This window comes from Halorubellus litoreus, from assembly GCF_055378595.1.
Window position 1 is genome coordinate 2,240,495 of record NZ_AP043836.1, and the last position, 12,161, is coordinate 2,252,655.

A 12,161-nucleotide genomic window follows, 5' to 3' on the forward strand; every position below is an offset into this window, starting at 1 on the left:
AGTGAGTGTCTCTCATATTTGGACGGGTTTGTGTGAATCTCCTTTTCCATCCCGTCGAGTCTCCAGGGTACGTCATGCGCAACGATGACACGGGACTCGGAGACGAGAGCTCCGGGACGACACGACGAACGTTCCTCACGAGTACGGCCGCGCTGGCGGCCGCAGCGGTCGCGTCCGGTTCCGCGAGCGCCGCGACCGATGCTGCGACCAGCGCCGCGGCGAGCGACGTCGACACGACGTACAGCAACTGGCGAACGCGCGAAGCCGCGAAGGTATGGGACCGCGGGTACCGCGGCCGCCCCGACCGCACCGTCGCGCTCACCGACTCCGGCGTCGAGGCTCGCCACCCCGACCTCGGCCCGTGGAACGGCGTCCGCGCCGTCGTCCGCGACGGCGACGTCGTCATCCCGACGAGCGAACGCGAACGCACCGACCTCGACGCCGGCGAAGCGTTCTCCGGAACCATGGGTCCGGGCACGTTCGCGAACCCGAGCACGAACGAGCACGTCTTCACGACCAGCGACCAGGCCGAGGGCATCGACGTCACGATGACGTGGACGCCCGAGGACGTCCAGGGCAACGGCGAGGACCTCGAACTCTACCTCGACCGGCGCGTCGACGGCGACTGGGAGCGCGTCGCTGCCTCCACGAAGGGCAGCCAGCCCGAGGAGATAGATCGCTACGTCGAGGGCGGCGGCGAGTACCGGTTCGTCGTCGAGACGTGGCTGAACGTCACCTGCGAGTACGAGATCACCGCGACGTACTACGAGCAGTCGGGGTCGTTCGAGGCTGCCGACCCGAGCGTCGTCTTCGAGGACGCCGGCTCCGGCGCGGCCGCCCCGAAGACCGTCGGCTGGTACGACCCCGGCCCGCGGTACGGGAGCTACAACCAGCCACGGGACCCGAACGGGCACGGCACGCACTGCGCGTCCATCATGACCGGGACGGGTCGCGCGAGCAGCGTCGACCCCGAGACCGCGACGTACGAGGAGCCCGGCGAGGTGCTCGCGCTCGGCGACACCCGCCAGTACGAGGTCGACGCCGACGCCGACACCGGCGTCTTCGGCGCCGTCTACGGGACCGCCATCGAGGTCCTCATCGAGGGGCCCGACGGCCGCGAACTCGACGCGACGAGCGCGACGAGCGACTCCGCGGTCAACGACCACGCGGTCGCCGAGACGCCCGTGACCGAGACGGGGACGTACACCGTCATCGTCCGCGCCGCCGAGGGCGAACTCGCGTCCACCGCGACGGTCGAAGCGGTCGGCGTCGGCGCGTTCGAGGACCCCGCGGAGACGAACGGCGACCGCACGGGCACGCCGACCGGGCTCCACACGGGCGTCGCGCCCGACCAGAGCCTCGTCGGCCTCCAGGGGCTCTCCGGGCCCACCGGCCAGCTCGCGAAGCACGCCGAGGCCTTCTCGGACCTCTTCAACGTGCGAGCGGTGAACATGTCCTGGGGGTACGTCGGCGGCCTCCCGCTCGGGAGCGTCGGCGGCGTCCTCGACACCATCCCCGGCGGCATCAAGGACATCGCCCAGGCGGGCGTCCTGACGTGCGCGGCGGCGGGGAACGCGGCGACGCCCGCGAACGGGAACGGCTCGCCGGCCATCGCCGAGGAGTGCATCTCGGTGTGCGCGACCGGGCCGCTCGACGGGCTCGCCGCGTACTCCTCCGGCGGTATCGGCGCACTCGACGAGGACGACGACGCGGTGTACATGAAGCCCGACGTCTCCGCGCCCGGCGGCAAGCTCGACGACGTCGTCGACGCCGCGCTCACGGGCGCGCCGGACACGCCCGAGGACGAACAGGACCCGATCGCTGGATACACGGGGAAGGCTGGGACGTCGATGGCGACGCCGTTCACGACGGGCGTCGCCGGCCTCGTCTCGCAGGCGATGGAGGAGGACGCGCCGGCGAGCATCGCGCTCCCGCATCCCGACGACGCCGACCTCGAGGACGTCTACCGGCTGAAGCAGGTGCTGTTGGCGACCGCGAGCGAGACGCCGTTCACGGCCGCCGGGAAGCATCGGGCGCACGCGCCGACGTACGACTTCGGCGGCCGCGACCCCTACGAGGGGTACGGGCGCGTGAACCCGGACGCGGCGGTCGACGCGGTGACGCGCGACGTCGCGGACGCGACCGTGGACGCGACGCTCGGCCTGAACCTGCCCGAGGACTCGCGAGCGGTCGCCGGCTACGTCCAGGCCGGTCCCGGCACCGTCTCGGTCGACCTGTCGTTCGACTACTACAGCGGCGGGAACAAGGGCATGGCCGAGGAGGCGCCGCACGTCGACGTGTTCGTGTACGACGCCGAGGAGCCCGCCGAGTACGGCGAGCCGAACGTCCTCGCGCGAGCGCAGGGCCTCCAGGGGTCGGCGAGTACGACCGTCTCCATCCCGCGTGACAGCGACGACCGGACGCTCTACGTCGTCGCGAAGCTCGTGAACGTCCCCGGCGCGGTGAACGGCTACGACGTGCAGGCGCACTGCTCGCTCTCCGTCGACGCCGAGGCCGGGTTCTTCGTCTCCGGGACGCGCACGGACGACGGGTCAGCGTTCACGGGCGGGCAGACGAACCAGGTCGACCTCTCGGTGAACCCGAGCGCGGACAGCGAGTTCCGCGACGTCGTCCCCGCCGCGTGGGACGTCCTCACCGAGTACAGCGACGACGTCTCGCACGTCGAGGACGCCGGCGACGTCCAGTACGTCTACTTCGAGCCGACCGCGGCCGCCGACAGCGACACGACCGTGACGTACTTCGCCGAAGCCCCCGAGGGCGGCCTGACCTCGAACGCGTACACGTTCGGCCCGGCCGAGGTGAAGCCCGACGACGCGACCGGCTGGGTCGCCGTCTCCGGGACGAGCGACACGAACGTCGTCCTCGGCGCGAGCACGTAACGACGTACGACCGCTCGACGCGAGCACGTAACGACGTACGACCGCTCGACGCGAGCACGTAACGACGTACGACCGCTCGACGCGGCGACGCTGACCAACCCCTTCGACCGCGACCGAACCCAGCACTCGCGATTCAACTCCGATGACACGAGAGACCGCGCGATTCGACAGACGCACCGTACTCCAGACGACCGCCGGCCTCGCCGGCACCGCCGCGCTCGCCGGCCTCTCCGGCGCAGCAGCTGCCGCCGACGGCGGCCCGATCGACGACGCGCTCGACCGCGACAGCGACGCGCTCCAGGAGGCGCTCGTCGTCTTCGACGACTCGAGCGCCATCGACCACCTCGACGCGCTCGCCCTCGCCGACGGCTACCTCGCGTTCGACGTCCTCCCCGTCGCGTACACCGTCCTGACGGGCTCGCAGATAGCGACCGTCGCCGACTGGGAGTCAGTCAGGTTCGTCGAGGCGAACCGCGAACTCGACTACCACAACGCCGACGCGCGCGACGTCACCGACGTCGACGTCGTCCGCAGCGACCTGGGGTACGACGGGTCGAGCGCGCACGTCGCCGTCGTCGACTCCGGCCTCGACGGCGACCACCCAGACCTAGACGCCGCCGTCCACAACTACCAGTGGGCGGGGAATCCGCTCGGGTCGCCGACGCTCTGGACTGACGTCGGCCCGCTCGACTCCGACGACGTCGGCCACGGCACGCACTGCTCGGGGACCATCGCCGGCGACGGCACGGCAAACGGCGAGGACTCCGGGATGGCGCCCGGCGTCGACCTCACCGTCTACTCCTCGGGTGCGGCCATCAGTATCCTGAAGGCCGCGGCAGCGTACGACCACCTCCTCGCGAACCACGCCGGGAGCGTCGACGTCGTCTCGAACTCCTACGGGTCCGCGAGCGCCGCCGACTACAACCCCGACGGGACGCTCGAGACCGCGACGTGGACCGCGTTCGACTCGGGACTCCTCCCCGTCATCTCCGCCGGGAACTCAGGACCGAGTACCGACACGCTCAACGACTACGCGAAGGCGCCGCACGTCCTCTCCGTCGCCGCGACCACCGACGGGAAGACCGTGACGGACTTCTCGTCGCGCGGCCGCGCCGCGTCGACCGACGCGAACTACGACCGCGAGACCGCGCTCGCGAACCTCGAATCGCACTACGCGGACGATTCGACCGCGACCGGCTCGGTCGGCGTCTACCGGAACGGCGTCGCCGCCCCCGGGAACCAGGTGAACTCCACGATGTCGCCCGCCGACGCGCTCAAGGCGACCGCGTCCTCGCAGTCCGTCTACTACGCGACGATCAGCGGCACGAGCATGAGTTGTCCCGTCACCGCCGGCATCGCCGCGCTCGTCGTCGACGCCTACCGCCAGAACGGACACGGCGACCCCGCTCCGATGGACGTCCTGAACACGATCGAAGCGACCGCGTACGAAGCGAGCGACGGGTACACGCCGGCGAACGCCGGCGCCGGGTTCGTCGACGCGGACGCCGCCGCCTCCCGCGCCGCCGACGGCACCCTCGCTGGGTTCGACGACGTCACGCTCACCGACCCCTGAGCGGTCGACCACGGCGTTCGACCCCGCGGCCGACGCCGGCCGCGGACCAAAAAGGTCGTAACCACCCCCATGCTAGGCTCGGGCAACTGATGTCCGGCTCCACGCACGCTCGCGTCGCTCTCGCGCTCGTCCTCGCCGTCTCCCTCGCCGGGTGCGGGGCCACGAACCTCCCGTTCCTCGGTGACGACGCCGCCGACGACGGGCAGGCCGAGGCCATCGCCACCGACGCCGTCTCCGAGATGCAGTCGGTGTCCGCGTACAACTTCACGATGACGCAGGTCGTCGCGTTCGGCCAGAACGAGGTGAACATGACCGCCGACGGGACCGTGAACCACACGAGCGAACGCCTCTACATGGACGTCACCGAGTCCGTCCTGACGAACACCACGCGCTCGAAGGAGTTCACCGACGTGTACGTCGTCGACGACACGCGCTGCTGGCGCGACAGCAGCACCGAGTCCGGATGGAACTCGACGTCCGTGTCCGGCGTCTGGAACCAGGGGCTCTCCGTCGAGTCCCAGGGCGAACTCCTGAACGCGACCGGTACCAGTGCGGCCCTTCTGGAGAACCAGACCGTTCGCGGCGAGACCGCGTACGTCGTCGAGATACGGCCGAACGTGAACGCGCTCAAGCGCGTCGTCGCGAACGACTCCTCGGTCGACCTCAGCGAGGTCACGGTGCGGAACGCGACGGTCACCCAGTACGTCTCGCAGGACGACCGCAACCTCCTCCGCACGACGATGCACGTCACGTTCGTCCAACAGGGCCGCACCACGACCGTCGACCTCGAGATGAACTACACGGACTACGACGACGTCGGCCAGATCACGATCCCCGAGACCGAAGACGACGAACCCGTCTGCCCCTGACCGCCTTCGCGGCCGTCCCTTAGCGGTTCTCGTCCTCGTGAGTCAGAGGTTCTCGCCCTGGTAGGTGCCGTCGTACTCGCCGTCGTGCTCCGCTTCCGCGAGCACGAGCTGCGCGATACGCGCGCCCTCGACGAGTTCGACGTCGTGATGGACCTGCAGGAGCCCCTCGCCTTTCCCGGTGTAGCCGGCGTCCCACACCGCGGTGTTCAGCATGCAGGAGTTCCGCATGAGCGACGACCGCGGGTACACGAACCCGACGTGCCCCTCCGGGATGGAGATGGTCTCGCCGTACCGGACGACGTACGACCCCTCCTCGAGGTAGTACGTGCCCGCGTCGTCGCTCGCCTCGACGTCGGTCTCGCCCGCGCTCTCACCGACCGTCTCGGGCTCGCGCGCCTGCCGCTCGCCGATCTCCTTCCCTTCGCGACCGATGCGGCCCGGTTCGCGCTGCTCGAACACCGCCTCCAAGGTGAGGTCGACGCCGTTCGGCTGGTGCTGGTCCTCTCGCGTCGGCTCCACGTGCGATGCCACGAACGACCCGTCTCTGTACATGTCCGGGCGGTCTCCGTCGAGGGGAATGTAGCTTCCGAGTCGCGGTCACGACCCCGGCCGTCGCTCCTGGGGCGCCCGATGCGGGGGCGTGAACGCTCGTCCAGTTCGCTGGCAAGATTCGCACGAATCAGGGGCCGGCGACGCCGGTTCCTCATGGTTTTCCCCCAACTAACTCGCGGGTTTTAAGGTCGGTCGTCGCGGACGTTTGAACGCTATGGGACAGACACTTACCGAGAAAATCCTCGACGACCACCTCGTCGAGGGAGAGCTCGAGACCGGCGAGGAGATCGGGATCGAGATCGACCAGGTCCTCACGCAGGACACGACGGGGACGATGGTCTGGCTCCAGTTCGAGGCGATGGGACTGGACGAGGTTCAGACGGAGATCGCGGCGCAGTACTGCGACCACCAGACGTACCAGTTCGACTTCAAGAACACGGACGACCACCGCTTCCTTCGGTCCGCGGCAGGCACCTACGGTGCGCACTTCTCGCGCCCCGGTAACGGCATCTGTCACAACGTCCACAAGGAGAACTTCGCCGCGCCCGGCAAGACGATGCTCGGGTCGGACTCGCACACGCCCACGCCCGGTGGGCTCGGCGAACTCGCGATCGGCGCGGGCGGTATCGACGTGACGGTCGCCATGGGTGGCGCGCCGTACTACATCGAGATGCCCGAGGTCGTGAACGTGCGGCTCGAAGGCGAGCTGCCCGCGTGGGCGACCGCGAAGGACGTCATCCTCGAGATGCTCCGACGCCTCACCGTCAAGGGCGGCGTCGGGAAGGTCCTCGAGTACACCGGCCCCGGCGTGGAGACGCTCTCCGTACCGGAGCGCACCACCATCACGAACATGGGCACCGAGCTCGGTGCGACGTCCTCGATCTTCCCGACCGACGAGGCGACCAAGGACTACCTCGCGCGCCAGGACCGCGAGGAGGACTACGTCGAGATCGGTCCCGACGAGGACGCCGAGTACGACGACGAGATCGTCGTCGACCTCTCCGACATCGAGCCGCTCATCGCGGAGCCGTCGATGCCGGACAACATCGTCCCCGTCCGCGAGGTCGAGGGCGTCGACGTCAGCCAGGTCATGATCGGGTCCTGTACGAACGGTGCGTACAGCGACATCCTCCCGGCCGCGAAGATGCTGGAGGGCCGCGAGGTCGACATGAAGACCGAGATGATCGTCGCACCCGGCAGCAAGCAGGCGAGCGAGATGCTCGCGCGCGACGGCTGGGTCGCCGAGATGATGGCGGCCGGCGTGAACTTCTCCGAGGCGACGTGCGGGGCGTGTATCGGCATCGGGCACGTGCCCGCGTCCGACTCCGTCTCGCTGCGGACGTTCAACCGGAACTTCGAGGGTCGCTCGGGTATCGACGACGACTCCGTCTACCTGTGCTCGCCGGAGGTCGCCACCGCGGCGGCGATCAAGGGCGAGATCGTCGACCCGCGCGACCTCGCCGACGAACTCGGCGACCTCGAGGACCCCGGGTTCGAGCTCCCCGACAAGTACGACGGCTCGAAGACGGACCTCATCGCGCCCGACGAGGCCGTCGACGACGAACTCGTGAAGGGCCCGAACATCAAGGACGTCCCGCTGAAGGACGAGCTCGACGCCGAGCTCTCCGGTGAGAACCTCCTGAAGATGGGGGACAACATCACGACCGACCACATCACGCCCGCGAACGCGGACGCCCTGATGTACCGGTCGAACATCCCGGAGTACTCGAAGTTCACGCTCACGCGGATCGACGAGACGTTCCCCGAGCGCGCCGAAGCCGCTGACGGTGGCGTCCTCGTCGCGGGCGAGAACTACGGTCAGGGGTCGAGCCGCGAGCACGCGGCGATGTGCCCGATGTACCTCGGTATCGACGCGGTGTTCGCGCAGAGCTTCGCGCGCATCCACAAGGCGAACCTGTTCAACTTCGGTATCGCGCCGTTCCGCATCGACGCGGAGGACTACGAGCAGATCGAGCAGGGCGACGAGCTCTCCGTGGTCGACGACATCCGCGACGGCGTGGAGTCCGGCCAGGAGGAGTTCACGGTCAGCGTGAACGACGACTGGGAGTTCACGGCGAAACTCGACGCGTCCCAGCGCGAGCGCGACATGCTCGCGGTCGGCGGGAAGCTCCCGTGGACGAAGCAGCGCGCCGGCGACGGTGCGAGCGGCGCGTCCCCGGCCGACGACTGAGCGGTCGTCGAACGCGATATCTCTCCTCTCTCTTTCAGTGCGGTGACCGAGCGGTGTCTCTGTTCGACGCGGTAACTGTCGCGGCGGCGGGAAGCTTCAAGCCCGTCGACTGACTAGTCGGTCAGTATGAGTGAGAGGTACGCCGACGAGGAGAGTCCCGAGGCGATCGAGCAGATAATGCGCGGGACGTTCGAGGCGCTCTGCGAGCGCGGGTACGCGGACCTCCGCATGGTCGACATCGCGGACCGCACGGACCTCTCGAAGTCGACGCTGCACTATCACTTCGACTCGAAGCACGACCTCCTCGTCGCGTTCCTCGAGTTCCTCTACGACGATTTCGAGTCCGAACTCGCGAGTATCGCGGGCGACGACCCCGGCGAGCGCCTCCGCGAGGTCGTCCGCACCGTCTACCACGACGACGACGACGGCCGCGAGGAGCTCCGCGTCGCGATACTCGAGATAGAGAGCCAGGCGCCGTACGACGAGGCGTTCCAGGCGTCGCTCCGGCGGTTCGACCGCCTGCTGCACGACGTCGTCCGGTCGAACGTCGAGGAGGGCAAGGAGACCGGGCGGTTCCGGCGGGACGTGGACGCGGACGCGGTCGCGACGTTCGTCGCCACGGCGCTCACGGGCGCGCACAACCGCCGCGTGAGTCTCGGCGTGGACACGAGCGACGTGGAGACGATGCTGCTCGATTACCTCGACGAACGCCTGCTCGAGGGGGACTCGGACGGATGAACTGGAATCCACGGCTCCCCGAGGACTGGGTGCGGATCGAGACGGTGGACGCGCACGCCGCGGGCGAACCGCTCCGCGTCGTCGTCGACGGGTTCCCCGACCTCGACGGCGACACGATCCTCGCGCGCCGACGGGACGCGGTCGCGAACCACGACGACCTCCGGACCGCGCTGATGCTGGAACCGCGCGGTCACCGCGACATGTACGGCGCGCTCCTCACCGAGCCAACCTCCGCGGACGGCGACGTCGGCGTGCTGTTCGCGCACAACGACGGCTACAGTACGATGTGCGGGCACGGTATCGTCGCGCTCGGCGTCGTCCTCGTCGAGACCGGGATGGTCGACGCCACGCCGCCGACCGAGACCATCGGGTTCGACACGCCCGCGGGCCTCGTCACCGCGACCGTGGAAGTCGAAGCAGACAGTCGCGTCGCCGCCGTCTCGTTCGAGAACGTGCCGTCGTTCGCGCACGCGCTCGACGAGACGGTGGACGTCCCCGGGTACGGCGAGGTGACGGTCGACGTCGCGTACGGTGGTGCGTTCTACGCGTACTGCGACGCCGACCGGTTCGACCTGTCGTTGACGACGGCGGACGCGGACGCCATCGAGCGCGCGGGCATGGCGGTCAAGCGCGCGGTCGCGGACGCGGTCGACCTCCACCACCCGAAGAACGACGACCTGGAGTACGTCTACGGGACCATCTTCCGCGGCCCCGCCCACGGCGATGACGCCGACTCCCGGAACGTCTGCGTGTTCGCGGACGGCCAGATAGACCGGTCGCCGACCGGGACTGGCGTCAGCGGTCGGCTCGCCATCCAGCACGCCCGCGGCGCGCTCGACGTCGGCGACCCCTTGGTCGTCGAGAGCATCCTCGGCACGACGTTCACGGGCGAGATAGTCACGACGACGACCGTCGGCGACGTCGACGCGGTCGTGCCGCGCGTCACCGGGAGCGCGCACGTCACCGGCCGCAGCGAGTTCGTCCGCGACCCCACCGACCCGCTCCGGGACGGCTTCCGCGTGGAGTGAATCGGCTCCGAGGCAACCCGGGTGGAGTGAATCGGCTCCGAGGCAACCCGGGTGGAGTGAATCGACTTCGAGGCAACCCGGGTGGAGTGAATCGACTTCGAGGCAACGGCCGGGTGGAGTGAATCGACTCCGGGACGACCTGTCGTCCGAGAGCGTCACGCTGAAACCCTCGGGTACGCTCGAATGTCGCAATGGCGCGGGGTTCCGTGGGTGCGCGGACGCTGGAACTGGCGCGGAGCGCTCGCGCTGGCGTCCTCCTGCTCGTGTCGACCGCGGCCGCGTTCCTGTCGGGCGTCCCGCTCGTGTTCCCGAGTCTCGGGCCGTCGGCGTACGTGCTCGCGACCGCCGACGACCCACCGAGCGGACGGGTGGTGCTGGGCGGGCACGCGGTCGGCGTCGCCGCGGGCGCGCTCGCGTACCACGCGCTCGCCGGCGGGCACGTCGTCACGACCGCGGTGCCGCCGGGTGCGTTCGCGACCGTCCGCCTCGGCGTGGCGGGTGCGCTCGCGGTCGCAGCGACGACGTTCGGCATGCGCGCGCTCGGCGTCTCACACGCCCCGGCGTGTGCGACGACGCTCATCGTCTCCCTGGGCCTCCTCACGACGCCACTCCAGCTCGCGGGCGTCGTCGCGTCCGTCGGCGCGCTCCTCGCCGCCGACGCCGGCATCGACCGCGTCGGCGGGCACCCCGAGAATTGATACGCGAGCGCGACCAATCGGGAGGCGTGACGACGACCGCTCCCCTCCCCGACGACGGCAGGTCGCGGATCCGACCGGCGGAGCGCGCGGACCTCCTCGCCATCTACCGCATCGAGAAGGCGTCGTTCCCGCAGCCGTGGCCGTACGAGGTGTTCGACCGGTTCCTCGACGAACCCGGGTTCCTCGTCGCCGAGGAAGGCGACGCCGTCGTCGGGTACGTGGTCGCCGACGTCGTCCCGAACCACGGGCGAGCGTTCGGGCACGTCAAGGACCTCGCGGTTCACCCCGAGCGCCGCGGGCACGGCTACGGTCGGCGGTTGCTCGCGCACGCGCTGACGCGGCTCGCGGAGGGCGACGCGACGAGCGTGAAACTCGAGGTCCGCGAGGGCAACGACGCCGCCATCCACCTCTACGAGGACTTCGGGTTCCAGACGCTCCGGCGCGTCGGCGGCTACTACGAGGACGGCACGGACGCGTTCGTGATGGTGCGCGGCCTCGACGACTGGGGGCGTCGCGACCGCGACTACGGCGCGACCGACGACGCGGACTGACCGCGGCGGCGACGCGACCGACAGCGCGGACTGACTGCGGCGGCGACGCGGTGGAGTGGCCACGCGAGTCCCGAACCCCTTTGTCCGCGTAGCGCCTGCGATAAGCCGATGGCGTACCGTTGTCCGGTGTGCGACAACCCCGAGACCGACGCGGAGCATCTCGCCAACCACCTCGCGTTCACCGCGGTCATCCGCGGCGACGGCCACGAGTCGTGGCTGGACGAGCACGTCCCCGACTGGGGCGACGACGACCCCGAGTCGCTCGCGCCGAAGGTCGCGGAGGCGGTTCCCGAGGTCGACGTCCCCGAACTCGAGGACGACGACCACGCGAGCCACGACCACGGCGGGCGACTGGAGGACGAGCTCGCCCAGCAGAGCGGGCATCGCGGCCCCGGCGCGGGCGGGATGAGCGGCGCTGGTGGTGCGAGCGACGCACCGGCCGGCGGCCGCGGCGACCTCACCGAGGACGCGGCGGGCGTGATGCAGGAAGCCCAGCGACTCACCGAGCAGATGTACGGGCTCGACGAGGACGGCGAGGACGCGAGCAGGGACGACGGCGCGGACGCGAGCGACGCGGACGCGGCCGAGGACGCCTCAAGCGAAAGCGAGTAGTTCCCGACGCCGGAACGCTCGCGTATGGACGTCGAAGGGAGGCTGTCGCCCGAGACCGAGTCGGCGGCGCGCGAGGCCTACGAGTCCGTCGGGCCGACCGCGCAGCTCGTCGTGAAGGAGGTCGCGAAGGCGATGGCGTTCGACCGCGAGGAGTACCGCGAGCGCGTCACGGGCGACGTCGTCGAGACCGCGCGCGACGTCTTGTTCGCCGCGGAGCTCGAGGTCCGCGTCGGCTCGCGCGACGAGTACGAGGCGTGGCGCGACGAGTTCGACGGCGAGGTCGTCGAGCGCGGGAGCGAGCACGTCGACTCGGTCGCGTGGCACGTCGCCCCGTTCGCAGGGGAAGCGGTGGCGGCGACGTTCCAGAAAGAACGCGACGCCGCGGTCGGGACGCTCCGCCGGCAGGCGTACGGCGAGATATACAAGGAGCGATTCTGACGGGGTCGCCA

Annotated in this window: 11 protein-coding genes; 10 read left to right on the plus strand and 1 reads right to left on the minus strand. The window is 69.9% G+C overall.

What is annotated here, in order from left to right; translation table 11 throughout:
* Positions 1 to 74 precede the first annotated feature (74 nt).
* The 3 genes from ACZ48X_RS15390 to ACZ48X_RS15400 all read left to right on the plus strand — a co-directional run bounded on the left by ACZ48X_RS15390 (position 75) and on the right by ACZ48X_RS15400 (position 5,342).
* Entirely contained in the window at positions 75 to 2,900 is a 2,826-nt protein-coding gene (locus tag ACZ48X_RS15390; RefSeq protein WP_336348867.1) for a S8 family serine peptidase, read from the plus strand.
* A gap of 142 nt (positions 2,901 to 3,042) precedes the next feature.
* On the plus strand, positions 3,043 to 4,473 hold the full coding sequence (locus ACZ48X_RS15395) for a S8 family serine peptidase (RefSeq protein WP_336348866.1): 1,431 nt from the start codon (positions 3,043 to 3,045) through the stop codon (positions 4,471 to 4,473).
* 89 nt (positions 4,474 to 4,562) lie between these two features.
* Positions 4,563 to 5,342: a hypothetical protein gene (locus ACZ48X_RS15400; protein WP_336348865.1), complete on the plus strand. Its 780-nt coding sequence runs from the start codon at positions 4,563 to 4,565 to the stop codon at positions 5,340 to 5,342.
* Between the two features lie 42 nt (positions 5,343 to 5,384).
* Here ACZ48X_RS15400 and ACZ48X_RS15405 read toward each other — a convergent pair whose 3' ends face one another.
* Positions 5,385 to 5,894, minus strand: coding sequence for a deoxyuridine 5'-triphosphate nucleotidohydrolase (locus tag ACZ48X_RS15405; protein WP_336348864.1), 510 nt, complete (start codon positions 5,892 to 5,894; stop codon positions 5,385 to 5,387).
* 214 nt (positions 5,895 to 6,108) lie between these two features.
* Between ACZ48X_RS15405 and ACZ48X_RS15410 the strand changes: the two genes are divergently transcribed.
* The 7 genes from ACZ48X_RS15410 (at position 6,109) to ACZ48X_RS15440 (ending at position 12,150) form a co-directional block, all read left to right on the plus strand.
* Entirely contained in the window at positions 6,109 to 8,085 is a 1,977-nt protein-coding gene (locus ACZ48X_RS15410) for an aconitate hydratase (protein ID WP_336348863.1), read from the plus strand.
* A 126-nt stretch (positions 8,086 to 8,211) separates the two neighbouring features.
* On the plus strand, positions 8,212 to 8,823 hold the full coding sequence (locus tag ACZ48X_RS15415; RefSeq protein ID WP_336348862.1) for a TetR/AcrR family transcriptional regulator: 612 nt from the start codon (positions 8,212 to 8,214) through the stop codon (positions 8,821 to 8,823).
* On the plus strand, positions 8,820 to 9,851 hold the full coding sequence (locus tag ACZ48X_RS15420; protein ID WP_336348861.1) for a proline racemase family protein: 1,032 nt from the start codon (positions 8,820 to 8,822) through the stop codon (positions 9,849 to 9,851). Before ACZ48X_RS15415 ends, ACZ48X_RS15420 begins: the two co-directional genes overlap by 4 nt.
* A 191-nt stretch (positions 9,852 to 10,042) precedes the next feature.
* A complete protein-coding gene (locus ACZ48X_RS15425; RefSeq protein WP_336348860.1) occupies positions 10,043 to 10,549 on the plus strand; it encodes an HPP family protein in 507 nt (168 codons plus the stop codon).
* A gap of 26 nt (positions 10,550 to 10,575) precedes the next feature.
* A complete protein-coding gene (gene rimI / locus ACZ48X_RS15430; protein WP_336348859.1) occupies positions 10,576 to 11,100 on the plus strand; it encodes a ribosomal protein S18-alanine N-acetyltransferase in 525 nt (174 codons plus the stop codon).
* A 108-nt stretch (positions 11,101 to 11,208) separates the two neighbouring features.
* Positions 11,209 to 11,712 carry a DUF5810 domain-containing protein gene (locus tag ACZ48X_RS15435; protein ID WP_336348858.1) on the plus strand — a complete coding sequence of 168 codons (504 nt, stop codon included), beginning with the start codon at positions 11,209 to 11,211 and terminating at the stop codon, positions 11,710 to 11,712.
* A 24-nt stretch (positions 11,713 to 11,736) separates the two neighbouring features.
* Positions 11,737 to 12,150, plus strand: coding sequence for a DUF5809 family protein (locus tag ACZ48X_RS15440; protein ID WP_336348857.1), 414 nt, complete (start codon positions 11,737 to 11,739; stop codon positions 12,148 to 12,150).
* The last annotated feature ends 11 nt before the right edge of the window (positions 12,151 to 12,161 follow it).